Origin of the sequence: Streptomyces sp. NPDC088730, from assembly GCF_044751215.1 — a bacterium.
Classification (GTDB): domain Bacteria; phylum Actinomycetota; class Actinomycetes; order Streptomycetales; family Streptomycetaceae; genus Streptomyces.
In genome coordinates this window covers 44815-69101 of record NZ_JBIVLK010000018.1, presented here as the reverse complement: position 1 = coordinate 69101, position 24287 = coordinate 44815, and the positions used below count along the sequence as shown (strand labels likewise).

The 24287-nt window shown below is 73.6% G+C and carries 12 protein-coding genes and 1 pseudogene; 3 read left to right on the top strand and 10 right to left on the bottom strand.

Features of this window, described 5'->3' with window-relative positions:
* Positions 1-41 precede the first annotated feature (41 nt).
* On the top strand, positions 42-599 hold the full coding sequence (locus tag ACIP89_RS33585; protein WP_402118154.1) for a DUF3291 domain-containing protein: 558 nt from the start codon (positions 42-44) through the stop codon (positions 597-599).
* Positions 600-1409: 810 nt separating this feature from the next.
* Here ACIP89_RS33585 and ACIP89_RS33580 read toward each other — a convergent pair.
* Both ACIP89_RS33580 and ACIP89_RS33575 read right to left on the bottom strand, forming a co-directional pair.
* Complete coding sequence (locus ACIP89_RS33580; RefSeq protein WP_401931456.1) at positions 1410-1715, bottom strand: hypothetical protein; 306 nt, start codon at positions 1713-1715, stop codon at positions 1410-1412.
* Positions 1716-2688: 973 nt separating this feature from the next.
* Positions 2689-2931, bottom strand: coding sequence for a DUF5302 domain-containing protein (locus tag ACIP89_RS33575; protein ID WP_401931454.1), 243 nt, complete (start codon positions 2929-2931; stop codon positions 2689-2691).
* A gap of 210 nt (positions 2932-3141) precedes the next feature.
* Here ACIP89_RS33575 and rfbH point away from each other — a divergent pair, with 210 nt between their 5' ends.
* Positions 3142-4443, top strand: coding sequence for a lipopolysaccharide biosynthesis protein RfbH (rfbH, locus tag ACIP89_RS33570; RefSeq protein ID WP_401931453.1), 1302 nt, complete (start codon positions 3142-3144; stop codon positions 4441-4443).
* A 69-nt stretch (positions 4444-4512) separates the two neighbouring features.
* Here the strand turns inward: rfbH and hflX are convergent, their stop codons facing one another.
* Positions 4513-5925, bottom strand: coding sequence for a GTPase HflX (hflX, locus tag ACIP89_RS33565; protein ID WP_401931451.1), 1413 nt, complete (start codon positions 5923-5925; stop codon positions 4513-4515).
* A gap of 475 nt (positions 5926-6400) precedes the next feature.
* Between hflX and ACIP89_RS33560 the strand changes: the two are divergent.
* Positions 6401-7105, top strand: a pseudogene (locus ACIP89_RS33560) (IS701 family transposase); the annotation flags it as partial.
* A 499-nt stretch (positions 7106-7604) separates the two neighbouring features.
* Here ACIP89_RS33560 and ACIP89_RS33555 read toward each other — a convergent pair.
* The 7 genes from ACIP89_RS33555 to ACIP89_RS33525 all read right to left on the bottom strand — a co-directional run bounded on the left by ACIP89_RS33555 (position 7605) and on the right by ACIP89_RS33525 (position 24286).
* A complete protein-coding gene (locus ACIP89_RS33555; protein ID WP_402118153.1) occupies positions 7605-9551 on the bottom strand; it encodes a helix-turn-helix domain-containing protein in 1947 nt (648 codons plus the stop codon).
* 345 nt (positions 9552-9896) lie between these two features.
* Positions 9897-10571: a 4'-phosphopantetheinyl transferase gene (locus ACIP89_RS33550; RefSeq protein ID WP_402118151.1), complete on the bottom strand. Its 675-nt coding sequence runs from the start codon at positions 10569-10571 to the stop codon at positions 9897-9899.
* A 7-nt stretch (positions 10572-10578) separates the two neighbouring features.
* Positions 10579-11322 carry a class I SAM-dependent methyltransferase gene (locus ACIP89_RS33545; RefSeq protein ID WP_401931445.1) on the bottom strand — a complete coding sequence of 248 codons (744 nt, stop codon included), beginning with the start codon at positions 11320-11322 and terminating at the stop codon, positions 10579-10581.
* The gene (locus tag ACIP89_RS33540; RefSeq protein WP_401931444.1) at positions 11319-12626 is read right to left on the bottom strand and encodes an activator-dependent family glycosyltransferase; all 1308 of its coding nucleotides are present in this window, start codon (positions 12624-12626) and stop codon (positions 11319-11321) included. Before ACIP89_RS33540 ends, ACIP89_RS33545 begins: the two co-directional genes overlap by 4 nt.
* Before the next feature lie 85 nt (positions 12627-12711).
* Positions 12712-13920 carry a hypothetical protein gene (locus tag ACIP89_RS33535; RefSeq protein WP_402118149.1) on the bottom strand — a complete coding sequence of 403 codons (1209 nt, stop codon included), beginning with the start codon at positions 13918-13920 and terminating at the stop codon, positions 12712-12714.
* 13 nt (positions 13921-13933) lie between these two features.
* Complete coding sequence (locus ACIP89_RS33530) at positions 13934-19447, bottom strand: SDR family NAD(P)-dependent oxidoreductase (protein ID WP_402118148.1); 5514 nt, start codon at positions 19445-19447, stop codon at positions 13934-13936.
* 78 nt (positions 19448-19525) lie between these two features.
* On the bottom strand, positions 19526-24286 hold the full coding sequence (locus tag ACIP89_RS33525; RefSeq protein ID WP_402118146.1) for a type I polyketide synthase: 4761 nt from the start codon (positions 24284-24286) through the stop codon (positions 19526-19528).
* Position 24287: the final 1 nt, after the last annotated feature.

Genomic DNA, 24287 nt, shown 5'->3' with positions numbered 1-24287 from the left:
CGAACCGAGTCCGCACCAGGCACCCGACCAGAAAGAGGCCCATGCCCCATCTCGCTCTCTACACATTCGGCGCCCTGAAGTCACCGCTCGCCGATCCCGCGCCTCTCATGCGCGAGTTCCACGACAGCAGTGAGGCCATCTACCGGAAGATCGGCCGGCACTCCGGATACCTCGCCCGCGCCCAAGCGGCAGAGGGCGGCCAGGGCACACTTTTCGACCTGGACTGGGGTGAATGGGGGAAGTTCGTCGTACCGGACTGGTACGACAAGGGCCGTACCCCGGAAACCATCGCGCTGGCCGCGACCCTCTCCCTCTGGACCGATCTGCGACCCGTCTTCGACGCCCTCTACACCGGTCTGCACCGTGTGGCGCTCAACAGGCGCTACGACTGGTTCGAGCGGACGCAGCACCCCGGTTACGTGTTCTGGTGGGTGCCCGAGGGCGTGAAGCCCACCTGGCAGGACGGGGTTTCGAGGCTGACGCACCTCCACGCCCACGACTCCGCCCCGCACGCCTTCACCTTCCAGCGCCCGTTCGACCCGGAGGGAACCCCGACGAGGCTCAAAGACACCGGGCCGCGGCGCGACCAGGTGCACTGACACAGCCCGTCGCGTCCGGTGCCGGTTCCAGTGCCGGTGTGGAGCGAGACTTGAGCGTTCTTCCAGTGCCTCCAGCGAGCCTCGAATCCTCCATCGCCGGGCCCGGGAAGAATCGAGACGGAAGAGACCGACGCACCGCTGTCGCACGAACGCCCCGACCGGTGTAGTTCCGGAGGGACGGGGACTTCCCGTGCGCCGGCGCCATCGACCGGCTCCGTGCCGCGGGCAAGCACTTTCTCGACGAGGAGCTCCTGACGCTGCTCGCGGAGCGAGGCGCGGGTGGGCGGGAGCGGGGTCGGCAACGGCTGCAGGGGACGCCCGGAACTGACCGAGCAGCGCTTCGTGGACCCGGGCGACGGCTCCGGCGGCCGGCACTGCCGCAGCGGTGACTGGGCCGTGGCCGACGAGAACGGGCTGCTGCCCTACGCGGGCCGCCAGGACGGACGGATCGAACTGCGCGGCCTCCGCATCGAGTTGGGCGGGACCGAGTCGGCGCTGCGCACGCCCGCGGGCACGCGAGGGACTACGAACGGCTCATCCAGCACTCCGAAACCCTCATCACCTGGGCCGCCATCACCCTCATGACCAGGCGTCTCACCCGCCGAACCACCGCATCAGCGCGTCCCTGAACTCCACAGGCGTCCCGCCCCACACATCCAGAACACCCCTGCTCTGCCGTGCCGGGCGGACAGAGCAGACAGCAGGGCAGTCGACGGCCCCACCGGCGAGGAGCCGGTCTCGAAGACGGGACCGCCCTGAAGCGCGGGGTGCGCGATCAGGGCGGTCCCAGACAGGCGGCCCATGGGCCCGTCAGACGACGATTTCGATGTCGTCATCGTTCAGCATGACGAACTCCCAGGTCCCGTCGGAGACGGGCCAGTTGACGTCGTAGCGCTGCTTGACCGGAATGTCCACCTGGCGGCTGGTCGCCTCCTGAGTCGTAGAGCCACCACCGGCGGCCACTTCCTTGTGCCCGGTCGTCACCGACGTCGTGGCGGCAGCGCTGGTAGTGACATTCTTGATGGTGCCCTCGTAGCCGGCGGGGATTTCATGACCGTTCTGAACGATCGTGCGCTTGGCCTTGACCTTCTTGCCCACGAGTGCGTTTTCTGCCATCAGAGACCTCCACGGTCCGGCACCGCTCCGCCCCCAGCTGGGCCCTCACGGCCGGGCACAGAAGGAAGGCGCAACCGGTGCGGGCGAGTTGCGTTCCACCACGGTATTCAGCGCACACCGCCACGCACCGCCACCGCCCCCGCTGTCGGCGGGTACTGACCGGGCCCCTCCACCGCGACGCGTCAGTCCCTGCCGCCAGCCGGAACCCCCCATTCCCGCTGCTGGGAGCACGGCCCGCCACGGAACCCACCGCCTGAATCGAATACCTGCACCAATGGGGGCAGAGCTTCGACATCTGCATCTATTGGCTGATTCCATCGGAATAGGCCTCGTGCACGCACCCCGCAGAAGCCCGTGCGCGTGACACACAGGGCGAGGCGGCGCGGTGCCTGATCGCTTTCCGGGCCTCTTGTGAGACATGGGCAGACACACGCTCGCCAGGCGCAGCACCAGGAGGAGGGTCCGCAGAAGCCGTTCAGTGAATGGACCTATCAGGACTGCGCTCCGGGAACCGTGTCCGTCCAGGGCCAAGGCGCCGCCAGGTACCGCATCTGGTGCATCGTCCCCGACTGACCGACGGCCACGCCCGAGATGGCGTTGGTGGCCACCAACCCCACGGCACTCGCAGCTTCTACCGCTCGCGCCACACCAGGCACGGCAGTTCCGTTCGGGGAGCGATCACGGTGACCGTTCCCCGAGCGCCTTCTCAAAGTGCATATTTCGGACTGGCATCTTCTGGCCCGCTGATACGAGGTTCGGAAACAGGCTCTGACAAGACAATCACCGCACCCTCCGACGGGCACATTTCGGCCTGAATGCAGAGCTCATTCCAGGAAATCATTGAGTGATTCTCGACCGAAACTCAAGTGAAACACTGGCGAGCCTGCCGGACAGGGATCCAGGAGCGCACGAAAGAGGGTCGCCGCGACCCCCCAGGGGGATCGCGGCGACCCTCGGAAAAACCCGTTCGGAGTCAGCCGGCCTTGCGCCGGAAATTCCGGTGCTGGCGGTTGAGACCACTGGCGCCATTGATCTTCAGCCGCGCCTCGTGGTGCGCCTGCTGGGACCTGGCGTTACGGGACTTGCGCTCCAGAGCCTCCTGGAACTTGCGCTTGGCGTCGGTCTCGGCGGCATTGGTTTCGACCGCGCTGGTTTCGACGGCATCGGTTTCGGCCGCACTGTTTTCGGCCGCGTTGGTTTCCGGCGTATCAGTCATGCATTACCTCCTGAGCATGTTCCAGAGCGGTTTTAGTGTGCCATCCGAGCGACCGGCGGGCGAGCCCCTTCCTCTCTCGACGGAATATTTTTCGCCACTCGCCGGTATTTCTCCCCGACCTGATGGAGTCGACCGGCGCTCCACCGATTCGCTGTGCTTTCGGACCTAGGCTCACAGTTCCGTCAGCGGTGCCATCAGGAGGGAACGACCATGGGCGAGACCAAGGACCGGATCGCGGAGCTCGTCCGTGAATACCATCAGGAACAGGCTCCCGGTCCCTTCGAACCCGGCGTCTCCCCGGTGCAGGTCTCCGGCGCCGTGCTCAGCGCGGAGGACCGGCTGGCGCTGGTCTCCGCGGCGCTCGACATGCGGATCGCCGCCGGCGTCAGCTCCCGGCGCTTCGAGCGGGACTTCGCCCGCTTCATCGGGACCCGCAAGGCCCACCTGACGAACTCCGGCTCCTCCGCCAACCTGCTGGCGCTGAGCTCACTGACCTCCCCGCAGCTGGAGGAGCAGCGCCTGAAGCCGGGCGACGAGGTCATCACCGTGGCTGCGGGCTTCCCGACCACGGTCAGCCCGATCCTGCACAACGGCCTGGTGCCGGTCTTCGTGGACGTCGAGCTGGGCACGTACAACACGACCCCCGAGCGGATCGCCGCGGCCATCGGGCCGAAGACCCGCGCGATCATGATCGCGCACTCCCTGGGCAACCCGTTCCAGGTGGAGGAGATCGCCCAGCTCGCCGAGCAGCGGGGCCTGTTCTTCGTCGAGGACAACTGCGACGCGGTCGACTCGACGTACCGGGGCAAGCGCACCGGCTCCTTCGGTGACCTGTCGACCACCAGCTTCTACCCGGCGCACCACATCGCGATGGGCGAGGGCGGCTGCGTCCTGACGAGCAACCTGGTTCTGGCGCGGATCGTGGAGTCCTTCCGCGACTGGGGCCGGGACTGCTGGTGCGAGCCGGGCGAGGACAACCGCTGCATGAAGCGCTTCGACCAGCAGATGGGGAAGCTGCCGCAGGGCTACGACCACAAGTACATCTTCTCCCACGTGGGGTACAACCTGAAGGCGACCGACCTCCAGGCGTCCCTGGGCCTCAGCCAGCTGGGGCGCGTCGAGGAGTTCAGCGCCGCCCGCCGCCGCAACTGGGCCCTGCTGCGCGCCGGGCTCGACGGGCTGCCGGGCCTGCTGCTCCCGGAGCCGACCCCGGACAGCGACCCGAGCTGGTTCGGCTTCCTGATCACGGTGGACCCGGACGCGGCCTACACCAGGGCCGCGCTGGTGGACTTCCTGGAGTCGCGGCGCATCCACACGCGCCGCTTCTTCGCGGGCAACCTGACCCGCCACCCCGCGTACGCCGAGAAGCCGCACCGGATCGCCGAGCCGCTGACCAACAGCGATCTGATCACGGACCAGACCTTCTGGATCGGCGTCTACCCGGGCATCACCGAGGAGATGATCGAGTACGTCCTCTCCTCCGTCCGCGAGTTCACCACCCGCGCCCACTGACCCACCGGGTCCGCCGACGGGCCGGCCCCCTCCCCAGTACCCGGGGAGGGGGCCGGCCCGTCGGACGTGTCAGGCGGTGTAGGCCTCCAGGTCGGCGGCGAGGGGGGCGTCGACGTTCGCCTTCAGGCGGGTGCCGTTCTCCTCGTGCGTCTCCTCCAGCACCTCGCCCGAGTCATGGACGCGGGCCACCAGCTGCCCCTCCGTGTACGGGACGAGCACCTCCACCGCGATGTCGGGGTGCGGGAGTTCCTCCATGACGCGGGACAGGAGGTCTTCGATGCCCTCACCGGTACGGGCCGACACCGCGACCGCCGTCGGCTCGGCGAGCTTGAGCCGCGCGATGGCCTCGGCCGATGCCGCGTCCGCCTTGTTGATGACGACGAGCTCCGGCACGCCCTCTCCGCCGATCTCGCCGATGACCGTGCGCACGGCCTCGATCTGCGACTCCGGGTCGGGGTGCGAGCCGTCCACCACGTGCAGGATCAGGTCCGCCTCCGCGACCTCTTCCAGGGTGGAGCGGAACGCGTCGACGAGCTGGTGCGGCAGATGCCGTACGAAGCCGACGGTGTCGGCCAGCGTGTAGGCCCGCCCGCCGGGCGTCTCGCTGCGGCGCACGGTCGGGTCGAGGGTGGCGAACAGGGCGTTCTGGACGTGGACATCGGCGCCGGTGAGGCGGTTGAGGAGCGAGGACTTGCCCGCGTTGGTGTAACCCGCGAGGGCGACCGACGGGACCTGGTTGCGGTGGCGTTCCTGCCGCTTGAGGTCGCGGGCGGTCTTCATCTCCTCGATCTCCCGGCGCATCTTGGCCATCTTGTCGCGCAGCCGGCGCCGGTCCGTCTCGATCTTCGTCTCGCCAGGTCCGCGGGTGGCCATGCCGCCGCCCGCGCCACCGCCGCCGCCCATCTGCCGGGACAGCGAGGCGCCCCAGCCGCGCAGCCGCGGCAGCATGTACTGCATCTGCGCGAGCGCGACCTGTGCCTTGCCCTCGCGGGAGGTGGCGCGCTGGGCGAAGATGTCGAGGATCAGAGCGGTCCGGTCGACCACCTTGACCTTGACGAACTCCTCCAGGCGGACGAGCTGGGCGGGGCTCAGCTCGCCGTCGCAGACCACGGTGTCCGCACCGGTGGACTCGACGAGGGCGCGCAGCTCCCCGGCCTTGCCCGAGCCGATGTACGTGGCCGGGTCCGGCTTGTCACGGCGCTGGATGACACCGTCGAGGACCAGGGCGCCCGCGGTCTCGGCGAGGGCGGCGAGCTCGGCGAGGGAGCTCTCGGCCTCCGCGACCGTGCCGGAGGTCCACACGCCGACGAGCACCACGCGCTCCAGGCGGACCTGGCGCTGCTCGACTTCGACGACGTCCCTGAGTTCGGTGGACAGGGCCGCGACATGGCGCATCCCGGTGTCCTGGGTGGTGTCGATGGCGTCGGCGGCGGCGATGCGGCCGCCGGCGGCGGAGTTGGACTCGTGATCTGTCGCGGTCATGCGTTTCCTCTCACTGGGGTGGGGGTCGGGGGCGAGGACGGCCGGTGAGGCTGATGTCCGCCGAGGGGCGGTCCCGGCCACTCATGGCGAGGGTGCGCGCACGTGGTGAGCGTGCTTCCACGCTCACGGAACGGGCCGCAGGAGACGAGGTCGGCCCGTCACACTCTACGGAGTTCGGGGTTTTTTCTCCGTGCCACAAGGGTGCGAGCGCTCAAGGATCGCTTGAGCCCGGCGGGGCCGGGGCGCTGACGGGGCGCTGACGGGGACCGCGGGCCGGAGCGTGGTGGCCGGGCCACCACCCGCCGCCGGTGCGGGGCGTACGCCGGGGCGCGAGGGGGGCCGGGGCGGTGCGGGCCGGAAAGTGTGTTTCCGACCTACCTGGGCCGCGGCCGGGTCACCGGGGACGGTGGAGGGGTCCCGGCGATTGCAGCCCCGGGCCCGGCGGATTCCGGGCGCAGAGACCTTGAGGAGCGTCATGAGTGCCACTCTCCAAACGGTGGAAGCCCCGAGCCTGCCGCCCGGTCCGGCGGCAGGTGCGTCACGGGCCCTGGTCACGTCGGTGCTGTCCTCGCTGCGCCGCCGCGACCAGCGGCACAAGGGCGAGCTGTATGTGAACGGACTCCTGCACGCCCCCGGCCGCAAGACCATGCGCAATCTGGCCGCGAGCACGGACGAACGCTCCGCGGAGCAGAGCCTGCACCACTTCATCAGCTGCTCGACATGGGACTGGTCCCCGCTGCGGGCGGAGCTTGCGGCCCGGATGGACCAGCTGCTCGCCCCGAAGGCATGGGTGGTGCGCCCGCTGGTCATTCCGAAGACGGGCCGTCATTCGGTGGGCGTGGGGCGCCGGTTCGTCCCGCAGCTCGGGCAGATGGTCAACAGCCAGCACGGGTACGGACTGTGGCTGGCCTCGGGGGCCGCCGCGGCCCCGGTGAACTGGCGGCTGTCGCTGTCCGGCGACTGGCTGGAGGACACCGAGATGCGCCAGCGGGCCGCGATACCCGACTCGGTGGACGCCGGTTCCGCGGAGGGCCTCGCCCTGGACATGGTGCTGGAGACGGCCGGCTGGGGGGTCACCCGGCTGCCCGTGGTAACGGACGCCCGCGAGGAGGCGGTGCCGTCGATGGTGAGGGCCTTCTCCCGGGCCGGGCTGCCCTTCCTGCTGCGGATCGGCGGCAGTACGGGCCTGCTGGCCCCGGCCCTGTCCGGCGGGGGGAGCCGGTCCGTGTCGGCCCCGGCGGGGCACCTGGCGGAACTGGCGCGCTCCCAGCGCCGGCCGGTGGAGTGGTTCGAGCCGGCGGGTACCGGGCTGCCGAAGACCTCGATGGTGTCCCTGCTGCCCGTACGGCTGCCGGGGCCGCGTCAGGCGTTCGGCGGGGTGCCGACGGCGAACGCCCCGCTGACGCTGGTGGGGGTGTGGTCGCCCAACAGCCGCCAGGCATCGGAGTTGTGGCTGACGAACCTGGCCGGTGCGAGCCGGAGCACGCTGCTGGGCCTCGGCAGGCTGATCGGGCGGGCCGACGCCGATTTCACGGGCACGAGCCTGCCGGTGGGGGCGCTGGACTTCGAGGGGCGCTCGTACCACGGCTGGCACCGGCACGTGACCCTGGTGTCGCTGGCGCACGCGGTGCGCCTGCTGGGCCCGGGGGCGCGGCAGCCGCACCGCGGCCGCGGTGCGCTCACGCCGGTTCCCATGACCGGGGGGCGTCGGGTGCGGGACCCTGGAAGATACGCGCCCGCTGCAGGCGCAGGGCGAGCTGAAGTTCCAGCGAGCGTTCCGGTTGCTGCCAGTCCGGGCCGAGCAGCTGGGTGATGCGCTCCAGCCGGCGGGAGACCGTGTTGGGGTGTACGTAGAGGATCTCGCCGGCCCGGGTGGGGCTGCCGGCGGCGGTGAACCAGCCGTCGAGGGTCTCGACGAGGTTGCCGAACCGCTCGGCGTCGTGGTCGAGGAGCGGGCCGAGGGTGCGTTCCACGAACCCGGGGGCGTCGTGCTCCTCGGCGAGCAGCATGCCGATGAACCCGAGGTCGCGGGCGGCGGCCGAGCGCCCGGTGCCGCCGAGCGCGGTGAGCGCGTCCAGGCAGCGGACGGCCTCCTGGTGGGCACGGCGGACCGCGTCCGGGCCCCGGGCGACCCGGGCCGCCCCGGCGGTGACGGGGGCACCGGTGGCTTCGGCGAGTTCCGCGCGGACCTGGTCGGCGCAGGCGGCCGGGTCGTCCCCGGGCAGGAGCAGGGCGAGCCGGTCGCCCTGGACGGTCTTCATGCCCCGGTGGCGGCGGGCGTGGCCGGCGGCCCAGCTCTCGACGAGGTCGGCGGCCGCGTTGCGGGGGCGGGCGACGACCATGACGTGGGGGCGTTCCAGACGGGCCGCCAGCCGGCGGGAGCGCCGCTCCAGGCCCTCGGCGGGCCCGTCCCAGGTGACGAGATCCTCCAGGAGGTCGTCGTCGGCCCGTCCCCCGACGTCCGTGGAGCGCTGCATGACGAGCAGCAGGGACACGGTGCGCGCGTAGGAGAGGACCTGTTCGCCGGGCCAGGCGTCGGTGCCGGTGGCCGGCTCCGCGGGGTGGAAGAGGAGCGAGCCGACGTCCTCGGAACGGACCGAGAGCGGCACGACCAGCGTGCCCCCGGTCAGGGGGCAGGCGATGCCGGTGGCCGCGGCGTTGAGCCGTACGCGCTCCAGTTCGGCGCTGTCGGGGCGGGGGGTGTGGCCGTGCCCGGCGAGGCGTTCGCCGCCCTGGCCCCAGACGGAGAGGCCGCCGCCGAGCTCGGCGGCGGCGCGGGCCAGGAGTTCGTCCATGCTGATGCCCTCAAGGACGAGCCGGACCAGGTCGTCCTGGATGTTCTTGGCCTGCAGGGCGTTGCTGAGTCCGGCGCGGGCCCTGGTCCCGGCGTCCTCAAGGACGGTGTTGGCGGCCTGCACGGTTTCCAGCAGTCGGGCGGTCTCGATGGCGACGGCGGAGAGGTCGGCGAGGGAGCACATGAGCGAGACGTCGTCGGGGGTGAAGTGCCGGGTCCTGCGCTCGGCGACGTAGAGGAAGCCCAGGCAGCGGTCGCCGGCGCGCAGCGGGACGCCGAGCACGGCGTGGAGGGACTCGGCCTGCAGGAGGTCTTCGAGGGCGTCCGTGTGGCCGGCCCGGTCGTCGGCCAGGTGGTCGGCGGTCCAGAAGGGGCCCGGCAGTTCGCCCAGGGTGCCTTCGGCGAGCGCGGCCGCGGGTATCCGGTGGCCTGCGGTGCGGGCGCTGACGGCACCGTCGGCGGTGCCGACGATCAGGTCCCCGGTGGTCTCGTCGGCCAGGGCGGTGCAGGCGAGGTCCGTGTTGAGCAGCAGCCGGGCGCGGCGGGTGATCAGGCGGAGGGTGGCGTCGAGCCGGGAGGGCGCGGTGAGGTCGAGGGCGGTACCGACGAGCGCGGCGAGTTCGGCCTCGCGCTGGCGGCGCCGCTCGAAGAGGGCGTTGACTTCCAGCGCGAGGCCCTTGGCGCGGGTCAGCTGGTCGATCCGGTGGGGCTCGGCGCCGGAGCGGCGGGCCCGTGCGACGAGCTGTTCGTACGCGTGGGCCGGCGCCTCCTCCGCGAGGAGTTCGAGAATGTGCAGGACCTCGGTCCCGGTCTGCGAGTCCTCCCCTGTCATCCCAGCCCCCCAGCGGATGAATCGGCCTGATCCTGACGACTCGGGGAACGTAACCGGCCCGCCGACGGGGCGTCAACCGGCTTCCGGCGGGGCGGGCTGCGGCAGGCCGGCGGCGGGCGCGGTGACCGGACCACCGCGGGAGGGCCGTGCCGGGGCGCCGGGGGGTGCTCCGCACACCTTGAGCAGCGGCGCGCCCCGTACCTACGCTGGCGGGTTCGCCGCGGAGCGGGGGCCCGGCAGGGGTGGGCGCGGGCCGGGGCGGGCCCGGCGGGCGGGATGTTCCGGGAACGGGCGGGGTGTCGCTCCGCCGGATCACGAGCCGTTCTGCCTCGCGGCGCGAACGGATCACGAGCGGTGCCGGACGGGGGCCCGGACGGCCACGGCGGTCAGCAGGATTCCGTCCGCCACCGTCCACCGGCCGGTCAGCTCGGTCAGGGGCCGGCCGTCGAGCACCGGTCCGGGGATCCGCATCCGGGCGGTGAACGACCGGGCGGACGGGTCGAGTTCGAGCTCCGCGGAGCCGAAGTCCAGAGTCCGGTGGGTGAGCGGGGACCACGCCTTGAACAGGGACTCCTTGGCGCTGAACAGCAACCGGCCCCAGTGGGTGCCGGGGTGGCGGCGGGCGAGTTCGCGCAGCTGCTCGCGCTCGGCGGCCGAGGCGGCCTCCCGGGTCACGTCCGGCGGTAGCGCCAGGTGCGGCTCCGCGTCGATGCCCAGCGCCCGCCAGCGGTCTGCGGGCGCCAGGGCGGCGCCCCGGTAGCCCTCGCAGTGGGTGAGGGAGCCGGTCGTGCCGTCGGGCCACAGGGGTTCGCCGCGGCGGCCGGTGAGCACCGGTTCGGCGGCCCGGCCGAGGGCGGCGAGTGCCCGGTGGGCGCAGACGCGGGCCGTGGCGAACTCGCGGCGCCGCTCCTCGACGGCGTCGCGGATCAGGGCCCGCTCCCCCGCGAAGAGCAGCTCCGGCGGGAACTCCCCGCGGGTGTCGGCCGAGACCGTCCCGGGCGGGAGGATCTCCTCGATCACGCGGCCGTCACGTCCGGCCGCCGATGAAGAGGCCCCGCCCGGACGGGCCGCCCTCCTGGAACTCGACGGCGAGGCCGGCGCGGACGAAGGCCCGCTCGTACGCCTCGCGCGTGAAGAGGGTGATGAGGTGGGTCTCGGAGAGGTGTGCGATGTCCCGGCCGGGCTCGGCGATCAGGTAGTGCACGTCGATACGGGTGGCGTCGCCCTCCAGCCGGGAGTGCGAGACGCGGGAGACGGTCTTGCCCTCGGCCTCGGTGATGGACGCGCCGACGAAGCCCGGGGTGAACGTGGCGGGGAACCACCAGGGTTCGACGAGGACGACGCCGCCCGGTTCGAGGTGGGCGGCGAAGCGGGCCAGCGCCGCGTCGAGTTCGGCCTGGTCGCGCATGTGGCCGATGGAGCTGAACATGCAGGTGACGGCGGAGAAGGTGGTGCCGAGCGCGAAGTCGCGCATGTCGCCGAGGTGGACGGGGACGTCCGGGTTGCGGCGTACGGCGATGTCCCGCATGTCCGCGGAGATCTCCACGCCCTCGACGGTGTCGAAGGCCCGGGTGAGGTGTTCCAGGTGGAGGCCGGTGCCGCAGGCCACGTCGAGGAGGCTGCGGGCGCCGGGCGCGCGGGAGGTGATCAGGGCGGCCAGGTCGGCCGCCTCGCTGGCGTAGTCCTTGCCCTTGCCCTGGTGGACCAGGTCGTAGAGGCGGGCTATGCCGTCCGCGTAGCCGCTGTCCGCGGGGGCTGCTGTGGTGGTCACGTCGTCTCTCCTTGGCTGGGGTGTGTGGTGTGCGGGTGGGCCCGCCGGGCCGCGAGGCGTTCGAGGGCCGGCACGAGTTCCGCCGGCGCGGGGTCGGCGAGGGCCTCGTCGCGCAGCCGGTGCGCGGCCGCTGCGATCGAGGGGTCGGTGAGGGCCCGTACGACCGCTTCGCGCAGGGACGCGGCGTCGAGCTTCTCGGGCGGCAGGTCGATGCCGGCCCCCTGCCGCTCGTGCAGGCGGGCCTTGAGCGGGGCGTCCCACAGGGAGGCCACGATGATCTGGGGCACGCCGTGCAGGGTGGCGGTGTAGCCGGTGCCTGCGCCGCCGTGGTGGACGATCGCGGCGCAGGTCGGCAGGAGGGCGTCCATCGGGACGAAGTCGACGACGCGGATGTTGGCGGGGAGGGCCTCGCGGTCCTGGAGCTGGGTCGCGTCGAAGGTCGCGACGATCTCGGCGTCGATGTCGCCGAGGGCGTGCAGCAGGTCCTCGAAGGGCACCGCGTCACGGCCGAAGGTCTCTCGGGCGGAGACGCCGAGGGTGACGCAGACGCGCGGCCGGGCGGGCGGGGCGTGCAGCCAGTCCGGTACGACGGCGGGACCGTTGTAGGGGACGTAGCGCATCGGCAGGAGTTCGCCGGGCACGGGGATGCGCAGGCTCGCGGGGGCCGGGTCGACGGTGGCCTGCCCGCGGACGACCTCCTCGACGGCGGCGGCGTCGGGGGTGGCGCCGAAGCGTTCGAGGGTCCACGTCAGCCATTCGCCCATCGGGTCCTCGCGGCGCTCCTCGGGCTGCGCGGCGAGCAGTTCGAGGAACTGCCGGCGTGCGTTGAGGACCACGTCGGGGCCCCACAGGAGGCGGGCATGGGCCGCGCCCGTGACGTGTGCGGCGACGGGTCCGGCGTAGGTGAAGGGCTCCCAGAGCACCAGGTCGGGCCGCCAGGCCCGGGCGAACTCCACGATGGCATCGATGGTCGTGTCGCCGTTGAGCGGCGCGAACGACATGGCCGTCATCATGGTCTGCTGGCCGAGGGCGTGCTCCCAGCCGATCGGCTCGGTGACCGTATCGGCGAAGTCGAAGCCCGTCTGGTACGGAGTGGGGTCGCCGCCGATCTGGGTCATCAGCTCGACGATCGAGTCGAGGTCGCCGACGGGTACGGCGGTCAGTCCGGAGCCGTTGATCACCTCGGTGAGCGCCGGCTGGCTGGCCACCCGGACGTCGTGCCCGGCGGCGCGCAGCGCCCAGGCCAGCGGCACCAGGTTGTAGTAGTGCGTGTTGTGCGCGAAGCACGTGATCAGTACGCGCATGGCATCGTCCGCCCTTGTCTGGCTCTTCGCGGTCGGGGTCGTGGTCTCGGGTGGCAGGGGCCGCCGTCGCGGCCGGGTCCCGCCATCAGGTGGTCTTGGTCTTGGCGACGGGGAAGCGCGCGGGGGCGCCCAGGACCGGTGAGCGCAGCCGCACGACCTCCTCGCCTGCGGTGCGCAGGGCGGGCAGGGCCTCGGCGAGAGCGCCGAGCGCCGCGCGGGCGATCACCGTGACCAGCCGGCCGGAGAGCGCGAAGTGCAGGTCTGCGGGGAGGCCGAAGGGTGCGACGTCCGAGGGGGCCTTCGGATCGCGGTTGACGGCGGCGACGAGGAGGGTGACGCGGCTGCCGGCGGGCAGTCCGGTGCCCGCGAGGACGGTGCCGGTGCGGGCGGTGCGGGTCTCCAGCCGGACGGGCGGGGCCTCGCGCAGGGTGTCCTGGACGGCGTCGGCGGCCAGGGCGGGGTCTGCGGCCAGCCGCTGCCAGGCACCGGGCTCGGCGAGCAGGCGGCGCACCGCGTTGGCGACGAGCACGGCGGTGGTCTCTGCGGCGCCGACGGAGAGCGTCCGGGCGGCCCGGACGCGGTCGGCCCCGGCCTCGTGGAGTCCGTCGGTGAGCAGCGCGGAGAGGGCGGTCTCGGCCCGCTCCGCGGCGCGGACGACGGCGTGCGGCTGGGGGGAGAGCAGCCCGTCGAGGGCGTGCCGGCAGTCGGGCAGAATCTGGACGAACCGCGTGTGGGCGGCCTCCGGCAGGCCGAGCTGTTCGGCGATCACCCGGCCGACGAGGCGGCGGGCGAAGTCCTCGACGAGGTCGAAGCGGTCGCCGAGCCCGGCGAGGATCGCACGGGCGAACGTCACCGTCCGCTTCTCCACGCACTCCTCCTCCGGGGCCCACAGCATGGGGCCGCCGAGGGCGGTGAGCGGGGCCAGGCGGGCGGCGGTCTCGCGGTCCACGGCGAGCGCGGCGCTGCGGTACGGCAGCCCGTCCGCGGCGGCGGCCTCCGGGCCGGGGCCGGGGCCGTCGAAAGCGGAGTCGGCGACGACCTCCTCCGCGACGGCGCGGTCGGCCGTCACCCAGGTGTCGAGCGGCACGCTGTGGAACAGCGGCCCCTCGGCGCGGACGCGCTCCTCGTAGGGGCGGGGGTCCGCGGTGCCGGAGCGCAGGATCAGCCCGTAGGGATCGTTCCGGGTGCCCGCGAACCACTGTGCGGCGCGGGCGAGTTGGTTGACCCGGGCCCGTCGGGCGTCGGCCAGGGCAGATTCGCGGCCCGGGGTGTCGGTCAGCAGCTCCGCTGTCATGTGCGACTCCTCGTCATCGGTCACCGCCGGGCAGCGCGCCGAGCCAGGCGTCGATGGTGCGGGCCAGGGCCGGGGCGTGCTCGGTCATCATCGTGAAGTGGTTGCCGGGTACGTCGGTGACGGTGTGGGCGCCGTCCCAGACGGACCGCCAGTCCGTCAGCGGGTCGGTCCACGCGGCCATGGGTTCGCCGGCCCGCAGGTGCAGGACGGGGGCGCGGGTGGGCCGGGGGGTCCAGTCCAGGAGCAGCCGGTGGAACGCGCCCATGGCGGTGAGCCGTGTGTCGTCGAGCGGTACGACCGCGCGGTCCGCGGCCCAGCGGAGCATGACGTCCCGCCAGGTGCCCATGGCCCCGGGGGCGCTGGGGGTGTAGATGTCGGCCAGTACCAGGGCGGTGGGTCCGGTGCCGCTGGCCTCCAGGTGCCGGGTGAGCGCGTGGGCGACGTTGGCCCCGGCGGAGTGGCCGATCAGGGCGTACGGCCGGCCGGCGGCGTACCGGGCGATGGCCTCGGCGTGGGCCCCGCACAGCGCTTCGAGGCTGCCGGGCAGCAGTTCGCCGGGCCGGAAGCCGGGTTGGGGCAACGCGGCCACGGTGCGGCGGCCGGCCAGGGCGGCGGCGAGGGCGGCGAACTCGGCCGGGCCGGAGGCGGCCGTGGTGCCGGTGACCGCGACGAGCAGCGGTCCCCGGTCTCCGGCGGGCCCGTCGGCCAGCCGGACGGGGGTGACGGGCTGCTGTCCGGGGTCGGTGAAGTCCGGGCGCAGTGCGGAGACGGCGCCGAGGGCCTCGACGGCCTCTGCGACCCGGCTGTCGGCGACCGCGGAGCGGTAGACGGCGACCAGGGTGGTGTCGCCGGTGCCGTGGTCCTCGGTCCGGGGTCCCGCCGCTCCGGCCGGGTCCCGCAGGAGGTCCAGCAGGTGGGCGGCGAGGGCGTCCGGGGTGTTGTGTTCGTAGAAGGCCTCGGGCGGCAGGTCCGTGGCGGCCGCGGTGGCGAGCCGGCGCCGGAACTCCGCGACGGCCAGGGAGTCGAACCCGGCCAGGGTGAAGGGTTCGTCGGCGGCGATCTCGTCGGGGCTCTCGTACCCGAGGACGGCGGCGGCCTCGGTGCGGACCAGGGTCCGGACGGCCGCGGCGCGTTCGGCGGGGCCGAGGGCGGCGAGTTCGGCGCGCGGGTCGCGCGGCCGGGGGCCGGCCGGGTTCCCGTCGCCTGTGGCCGGGGTGGAGGCAGGGGCGACGAGGGCGGAGATGAGCGGGCTGGGCCGGCGGGAGGTGAACCCGAGGGCGAACCGCTCCCAGTCGGTGTCGGTGACGGTGATCTGGGCCTCGTCGGCGGCGACGGCGCGGAAGAGCTCGGTGAGGGCGTCCTGCGGGTCCATCGGGCGTACCCCCCTGCGGCGCAGGTACGCGGCGCCCTCGCCGTCGCCCATGCCGCCGCCGCCCCACAGGCCCCAGGCCACGGAGGTGGCGGGCAGCCCGTCGGCGCGGCGCCGTTCGGCGAGCGCGTCGAGCGCGGCGTTCGCGGCTGCGTAGGCGCACTGCCCGGCGCTGCCCCACACGCCCGCGCCGGAGGAGTAGAGGACGAAGGCGTCGAGGCCGGGGCCCCGGGTGAGCTCGTCGAGGTGCAGGGCGCCGGCGACCTTCCCGGCGTAGATCTCGGAGACGAGTTCGGGGCCGGTTTCGGTCAACGGGCTGACCTGGGGCACGCCCGCGGCGTGGAAGACGGCGGTGAGCGGGGTGTCGGAGGGGATCCGTCCGAGGAGCGCGGCGAGCGCGTCCCGGTCGGCGACGTCGCAGGCCGCGAAGGTGGCCTTGGCGCCGAGGGCGAGGAGATCGGCCTCCAGCTCCGCCGCGCCGGGGGCCCCGGCCCCGCGCCGGGTGACGAGCAGCAGGTGCTCGGCGCCCTCACGGGCGAGCCGGCGGGCGAGGTGGCCGCCGAGGGCGCCGGTGCCGCCGGTGACCAGGACGGTGCCGCGGGGGCGGTACGGGGCGGGGACGCGCGGCGCGGGGGCCGCGGCGAGCCGGCGGCCGAGGGTGCCGGAGCCGCGGACGGCCACCTGGTCCTCGGCACCGCCGAGGACTCCGGCCAGCAGCCGCCAGGCCTCGTTCTCCGCGGACCCGGTCGCGGCCGCGGTTTCGGTTTCGGCTTCGGCTTCGGCTTCGGCTTCGGTATCGGTATCGGTCCCGGGTTCTGGCAGGTCGACCAGTCCGCCCCACAGCGTGGGGAGTTCGAGCGCGGCGACGCGTCCGAGTCCCCAGAGCTGGGCCCCCGCCGACCTCGGCCGCTCGCCGGGGGCCGTGGCCACGGCTCCTCGGGTGGCGCACCAGAGGCGGGCCGTCATGGACGTCTCCTCCATCGCCTGGACAAGGGACAGAGTGGCCAGCACAACGGCCGGGACGAGGCCGGTGCCGGGCCCCGCCCGGTCCTCCGCGGCCAGCAGGGAGAGGACCCCCTCGACGGGTGCGGCCGGGTCGCTCCGGGCGTCGGCGAGCAGGGCGGCGAGGGTGGCCCGGTCGGCCCGCTCGGGGTCGACGGACAGCCGCCGGACGTGGGCGCCGCGGGCGCGCAGGGCCCGCTCGGCGTGATCGGTGGCGGACCCGGAGGACTCGACCAGCAGCCAGGTGCCGGTCAGGGGGGTGCCGGTGGGGGCGGGCAGCGGGCTCCAGGTGACGTGGTGGCGGCGGGGTCCGCCGGCCGGGACGCGTCCGCCGCCACGGGGGGTGGGGGCGATCCAGTACCGGCGGTGCTGCCAGGCGTACACGGGCAGCGGGACCGGCCGGGCCGGGGCGGTGGGGAAGAGCCGGCCGCGGTCGAGCGCGGCGCCTCGGTTCGCGGCGGTGGCCACCGCACGCAGCAGGGTGGCGGCTTCGGGGCGGCCGCGGCGCAGTACGGGGACCACGGCGGCCGGTTCCGTACCGGGGTCATCCAGGGACAGCACCTCCTGGGCCATGCCGCAGAGGACGCCGTCGGGGCCGAGTTCGACGAAGGTGGCCGCGCCCAGTTCGCGGGCGGTGCGCACGCCGTCGGCGAAGCGGACCGCCGCGCGGACGTGTCCGGCCCAGTAGGCGCCGGTGCGCAGGTCGTCGCCGGTGGCCCGGCGGCCGGTGACGTTGGAGACGACGGGGATCCGGGGTGCCCGGTACGTGAGCCCGTCGGCCAGGGCGCGGAACTCCTCCAGCATGGGGTCCATGAGCGGGGAGTGGAAGGCATGGCTGACCGTCAGGCGCTTGGTCTTGCGGCCCCGTTCGGCGAGCAGGTCCGCCGCCTGTGAGACGGCCTCGCCGGTGCCGGAGAGAACCACGGACCGGGGGCCGTTGACGGCGGCGACGGCGAGGACGTCCTCGCGGCCGGCCAGCAGCTCCCCTACCTCGTCCTCACCGGCCCGTACGGACAGCATCGCGCCGCCGGCCGGGAGGGCCTGCATCAGCCGGCCGCGTGCGGAGACGAGGGCGCAGGCGTCGTCGAGGTCGAGGACGCCTGCCGCGTGGGCGGCGGCGATCTCGCCCACGGAGTGGCCGAGGAGGACGTCGGGGCGCATGCCCCAGTGCTCCAGCAGCCGGAACAGGGCCGTTTCGACGGCGAAGAGGGCGGCCTGGGCGTACTGGGTACGGTGCAGCAGGGCTTCGTCGGGGGTGCCGGGGGCGGCGTCGAGCACGGCGGCGAGCGGGCGGTCGAGGTGCGGGTCGAGGCGTTCGGCGACGGCGTCCAGGGCCTCGGCGAACACCGGGTGGGCGGCGCGCAGTTCGCGGGCCATGCCGGGGCGCTGGCTGCCCTGCCCGGTGAAGAGGAAGGCTGTCCTGGCCTCGCGGCGCCGCACTCCCGTGACGACGGCGGGCGAGGGGTCGCCCTCCGCGAGGGTGCCGAGGGCGCGGGTGAGTTCCTCGTACGAGCCGCCGAGGAGGACGGCCCGATGCTCGAAGGCTGTCCGGGTGGTGGCCAGGGCGTGGCCGACGGCCTCCGCCGTGGCACCGGCGGCGGCCGGTCCGGCGAGGTGGGCGCGCAGCCGGCCGGCCTGGGCGCGGAGCGCTTCGGCGGAACGGCCGGAGAGGAACCAGGCGATCGGGTGCTCCGGTCCCGGCCCGTCCCCGGGGGAGGATCCGGGAGCCGTGGCCGGGGCTTCGGCACCGGCCGCGTCCTCGGCGTCCGCTGCCGCTTCCTCCACGATCACGTGGGCGTTCGTGCCGCCCACGCCGAAGGCGGAGATCCCGGCGCGGCGCGGGCGCGGGCCGGCCGGCCAGGCCACCGGCTCGGTCAGCAGCCGTACCCCGCCCGAGGCCCAGTCGGCGTGCGGGGTGGGGGTCTCCGCGTGCAGGGTCCTGGGCAGCAGTCCGTGGCGCATGGCCTGGATGGTCTTGATGACGCCGCCGACACCGGCGGCGGCCTGCGAGTGGCCGATGTTGGACTTGAGGGAGCCGAGCCACAGCGGCCGGTCCGCCTCGCGGCCCTGTCCGTAGACGTCGAGCAGGGCCTGGGCCTCGATGGGGTCGCCCAGCTGGGTTCCGGTGCCGTGCGCCTCGACGGCGTCGATGTCCTCGGGGCGCAGTCCGGCGTCGGCGAGGGCCTGGCGGATGACGCGTTGCTGGGAGGGGCCGTTGGGGGCGGTGAGGCCGTTGCTGGCACCGTCCTGGTTGACGGCGGAGCCGCGGATGACGGCGAGCACCGGGTGCCCGTTGCGCTCGGCGTCGGAGAGCCGTTCCAGTACGAGCACACCGGCGCCCTCGGCCCAGCCGGTGCCGTCCGCGTCCGCGGAGAAGGCCTTGCAACGGCCGTCCGCGGCAAGGCCCTTCTGCCGGGAGAACTCGACGAACGCGGCGGCGTCGGGCATCACGGCCGCGCCGCCCGCCAGTGCCAGGCCGCACTCCCCCCGCCGCAGGGCGGCGACGGCCAGGTGCATGGCGACCAGCGAGGAGGAGCAGGCCGTCTCCACCGTCAGGGCCGGACCCTCCAGCCCGAGGGCATAGCTGATCCGGCCGGAGAGCACGGCGTCGGCGTTGCCGGTCAGGAGGTAGCCCTCGGAGCCCGCGGGCACCCGGTCCAGGTCGGTGGCGTACTCGGCGTGGGCGGCGCCGATGTAGACGCCCGTACCGGTCCCGCGCAGGGTGCGCGGGTCGAGGCCGGTACGCTCCAGGGCCTCCCAGGACACCTCCAGGAGCAGCCGCTGCTGGGGGTCCATGACGACGGCCTCACGCGGCGAGATCCCGAAGAACGCGGCGTCGAAGTCGCCCGCGCCGGCGAGGAATCCGCCCTGGTTGCAGTAGGTGGTTCCCTGCGACTCGGGGTCCGGGTCGTAGAGCCCGTCGAGGTCCCAGCCGCGGTCCTCCGGGAAGGGCGCGACGGCGTCCGTCCCGGAGGCGACCAGCTCCCAGAGGGCCTCGGCGGAGTCGGCTCCGCCCGGATACCGGCAGGCCATGCCGACGACGGCGACGGGCTCGTGGGCGGCCGAGGTCAGCTCCCGGTTGCGCCGGCGCAGCCGCTCGGTCTCCTTGAGCGAGGCCCGGAGCGCCTCCATGAGTTTTTCGGAGGACATGGCCATCGGTGGTGCCCCTCTCTGAGTCGGGCGGAGCGGCGGTCGAAACGGCGTTGTCGCGGCGGCCGGGTGGGGCGGCGCGGCTCAGGCCGCGTCGCGCAGTGCCAGCTCGATCAGCGCGGCCTCGTCGAGTTCGTCGAGGTCGTCGAGTTCGTCGAGGTCGCCGATCGTGCGGGCGGCGCCGAACCGGTCCGCCCCATCGAACCCGGCACCGCCTGAGAACCGCTCGGGCGCCGCCGTACCGGACTCCGCGGAGGCCAGTGCGAGCAGGGTGTCGAGCAGATCCGCCTCGCGCAGCACGCCCAGCGGGATCGTGGCCAGGGCGGCCCTGATCCGCTGCTCCTCGGGGGTGCCGGTGCCCGCCGGGGCGGCCGGGGCGAGGAGTTGGGCCAGATGGGCGGCCATGGCGGCGGCCGTGGGGTGGTCGAAGACCAGGGTGGGGGGCAGCTTGCGGCCGCAGGCGCGGCTGAGCCGGCCCGCCAGCTCGCCCGCGGTGAGGGAGCTGAACCCGAGGTCCTTGAACGCCTCTTCCGGGTCGACGTCCTCGGGTCCGGTGTGGCCGAGCACGGCCGCGACGCTGCCCCGGACCTCGTCGAGCACGATCTCGTACCGCTCGGCGGGACCGGCGGCGGCGAGCCGGGCGGGCAGCCCGTCCGCCTCCGCTCCGGCGGGCTGTCCGTCCGGCGCCCCGGCGGTTCCGTCGCCGCCGGACCCGCCCACGCCGGGCAGTTGGCCGATCAGCGGGCTGGGCCGGAACGTCGTGAACCCCTTGGCGAAGAGCGGCCAGTCCATGTCGGCGAGCGCGACGCAGCCGTCCTCCCGGTCCAGGGCCCGCGCCAGGGCCGCCACGGCGCGTACGGGGTCCATGGCGCGCAGACCCCGGCTGCTGAGGAACTCCTCGCCGGCGCCCTCGCCCATGCCGCCGCCGCCCCACAGGCCCCAGGCCACGGAGGTGGCGGGCAGCCCCTCTGCGCGGCGCCGTTCGGCGAGCGCGTCGAGCGCGGCGTTCGCCGCGCCGTAGGCGCTCTGGCCGCCGCTGCCCCAGACCCCGGCCCCGGAGGAGTACAGGACGAACGCGTCGAGTTCCCGGGTGCGCGTCAGCTCGTGCAGGTTCAGGGCGCCGGCGACCTTGCCCGCGTACACCTCGGCGAGGGAGTCGGCATCGGTGTCGAGGAAGGCGGCCGAGTGCGGGACGCCGGCGGTGTGGAAGACGGCGGTGGGCGGGTGGGCGTCGAGGAGGGCGGCCAGTGCCTCGCGGTCGGAGACGTCACAGGCGGCGAGGGTGACTTCGGCGCCCAGGGCGCGCAGTTCCCCGGCCAGCCCGGCAGCCCCGGGAGCATCCGGGCCACGGCGCCCGGTCAGCACCAGATGCCCGGCCCCCGCACCGGCGAGCCAGCGGGCGACATGAGCACCGAGAGCACCCGTACCCCCCGTCACCAGCACCGTGCCACGGGGGGTGTAGGTGCGGCGGGCGGGGGCGCCGCCGGCGGGAACGAGCCGGCGGCCGTAGGAGCCGGAGGCGCGGACGGCGATCTGGTCCTCGTCGGCGATTCCCGCCAGGGCGGCGGCCAGCCGCTGCCAGTCGCGCTCGTCGGGGGCCTCGGGCAGATCCACCAGACCGCCCCAGAGGAGGGGGTGTTCCAGTGCGATGCCACGGCCGAGTCCCCAGACCTGCGCGCCCTCGGAACCGGGCCGTTCGGCGGGCGAGACGGCGACGGCGCCGCGGGTCGCGGCCCACAGCTTCGCGGTGAGGCTGGCGTCGGCCGCCGCCTGCGCGAGGAGGGTGGTGCCGAGCACGGCGAGGGCCGGCTCGGGGCGTTCGGGGTGCGCTCGCCCATCGGCCCCGAGGAGGGACAGGATGCCGTCGAAGGGCCGGGCGGAGCCTCCCTCGGTTCCCTCGCCGGTCCCGTACGCGGTGAGCCGGCCGGCCAGGGTCGCGCGGCTGGCGGTGCGCGCGTCCAGGGTCAGGCGTTCGGTCCGGGCACCGTGCCGGACGAGGGCGGCCTCGGCCTCGTCGGCGAGGACACCGATGCCTTCGGGGAGGACGAGCAGCCAGCGCCCCGAGAGGTCCGGGGTGGTGCCGGATGCCGGCTCTGCGAGGCTCTTCCAGGTGGTGCGGTAGCGCCAGGAGTCCGTGCCGGTGGGATCGGCGGCGGGGGTGGACCGTACGGAGGGCTCCAGCCAGTAGTCCTTGTGCTGGAAGGCGTAGGTGGGCAGGTCTACGGTCCTGGCCCCGGTGCCTTCGAAGAGGACACTCCAGTCGATGTCGACGCCACGGACGAACAACTCGGCGGCCGAGGTCAGGAACCTCTCCCAGCCACCCTCCTCACGCCGCAACGAACCACCGGCCAGGACGTCCCTGCCCTCGGCGGTCTCCTGAATACCCATGACCAGCACCGGGTGGGCACTGGACTCGACGAAGGTGCCGAAGCCCCGGTCCAGGAGCAGCCGGACCGTCTCCTCGAAACGGACCGTCTGGCGGAGATTGCGGTACCAGTACGAGGCGTCCAGCCCCGTCGTATCCACCAGCTCACCCGTCACCGTCGAGTAGAACGGAATCTCCGAACGACGCGGCGTGACCGGAGCCAGCACGTCGAGGAGTTCGGCCTCGATCCGCTCCACATGCACGGAGTGCGAGGCGTAGTCGACCGGAACCTGACGAGCCCGCACCCCCTCACCCACATACACGGCCACGATCTCCGTGATCGCATCGGCATCACCCGACACCACCGTGCTCGACGGACCATTCACGGCCGCCACACTCAGCCGACCCGTCCACTCGGCACCGGCAAGACGTTCCTCGACCTGCGCGAGTGGCAGGGGAATCGACGCCATGCCACCGAGTCCGGCCAGCTCGCGGCCGATCACACCGGCCCGCAGCGCCACCACCCGGGCGGCGTCCTCAAGGGACAAAGCCCCCGACACCGCGGCGGCCGCTATCTCCCCCTGCGAATGCCCCACCACCGCATCCGGAACAACCCCGAACGAACGCCACACCTCAGCGAGCGACACCATCACAGCCCACGTCACCGGCTGCACCACACCCACATCGTCCAGCGAACCCCCCGCACGCACCACCTCGACCACATCGAAGTCAACGAACGGCGCCAACGCATCCGCACACTCACGCAACCGGGCAGCGAACACCGGTGAGGACTCCAGCAGCCCCGCACCCATCCCCACCCACTGCGTCCCCTGACCCGGAAACACCAACACCCGACGGCCCACCGGACCCACAGCGTCCTCGACAATCCGGGAACCGAGCGTGACCTGACGGTGCTCGAACACCGACCGCGACGTCACCAGCGAATACCCCACGTCCAGCAGACGCGGCGCACCCTCCGCCCCCAGCCGGGCCCGCAACCGCTCGGACTGCACCCTGAGCGCCGGCCCCGACTTCGCGGACACCACCAACGGCACCACCGGCAACTCACGAACCACCGGCTCCGCCACCGCATCCGGCACAGGAGCCTGCTCCAGAATCACGTGCGCGTTGGTCCCGCTCACACCGAAGGACGAGACGCCCGCGCGACGGGAACGCCCGGTCTCCGGCCACGGACGCGACTCGGTGAGGAGGGAGACCACGCCGTCTCCCCAGTCCACCTGCGAGGACGGGGCATCCACATGCAACGTCCGGGGCAGCAGGCCCTGCTGGAGTGCCATCACCATCTTGATGACGCCGCCGACACCGGCGGCGGCCTGGGTGTGGCCGATGTTCGACTTCAACGAGCCGAGCCACAGCGGTCGTTCCGGGGTGTGCGCGCTGCCGTACGTGTCGATCAGGGCGTGCACCTCGATGGGATCGCCGAGCTTGGTGCCCGTACCGTGCGCCTCGACTACGTCCACGTCGCCGGCGGTGACCCGGGCGTCGGCGAGGGCCTGGCGGATGACGCGCTGCTGGGCGGCGCCGCTGGGGGCGGTGAGGCCGTTGCTGGCGCCGTCCTGGTTGACGGCCGAGCCCCGCAGTACCGCGAGGACGCGGTGTCCCTTGCGCACGGCGTCGGAGAGCCGTTCCACCAGGATGATGCCGGCGCCCTCTCCGGGGCCGAACCCGTCGGCGGACTCGGCGAAGGCCTTGCAGCGTCCGTCGGCGGCCACGCCGCGCTGGCGGGAGAACTGTACGAAGACGGCGGGCGTGGACATGACGGTGACGCCGCCGGCGAGAGCGAGGTCGCACTCGCCCGAGCGCAGCGACTGGGCGGCCTGGTGGAGGGCCACCAGGGAGGAGGAACAGGCGGTGTCCACGGAGACGGACGGGCCTTCGAGGCCGAGCGTGTAGGAGATGCGGCCGGAGGTGAAGCTGACCACCCCGCCGGTGAGCAGGTCGCCCTCCAGCTGTGCGGAGGGCTCGTGCACTCCGGAGGTGTAGCCGCCGTCCCAGGCGCCGACGAACACGCCGGTGCGGGACCCGGCCAGGGACCGGGGGGCGATCCCGGCGCGTTCCAGGGCCTCCCAGGAGGTTTCGAGCAGCAGCCGCTGCTGCGGGTCCATCGCCACCGCCTCGCGCGGCGAGATCCCGAAGAACGCCGGGTCGAAGGCCCCGGCGGACCCGAGGAAGCCGCCTTCGCGGCAGTACGAGCGTCCGGCCGCGTCCGGGTCGGGGTCGTAGAGCCCTTCGACGTCCCAGCCGCGGTCGCCCGGGAAGGGCGAGACAGCGTCGGTGCCGCCGGACACGAGGTCCCACAGGTCCTCGGGGGAGCCTGCGCCGGGGAAGCGGCAGGCCATGCCGACGATCGCGATCGGCTCGTGGGCCCGTGCCTCCAGTTCTTTGAGGCGCTCGCTGGTGCGGTGCAGTTCGGTCGTGGTCCGCTTCAGGTACTCGCGGAGCTTCTCTTCGTTCGCCATG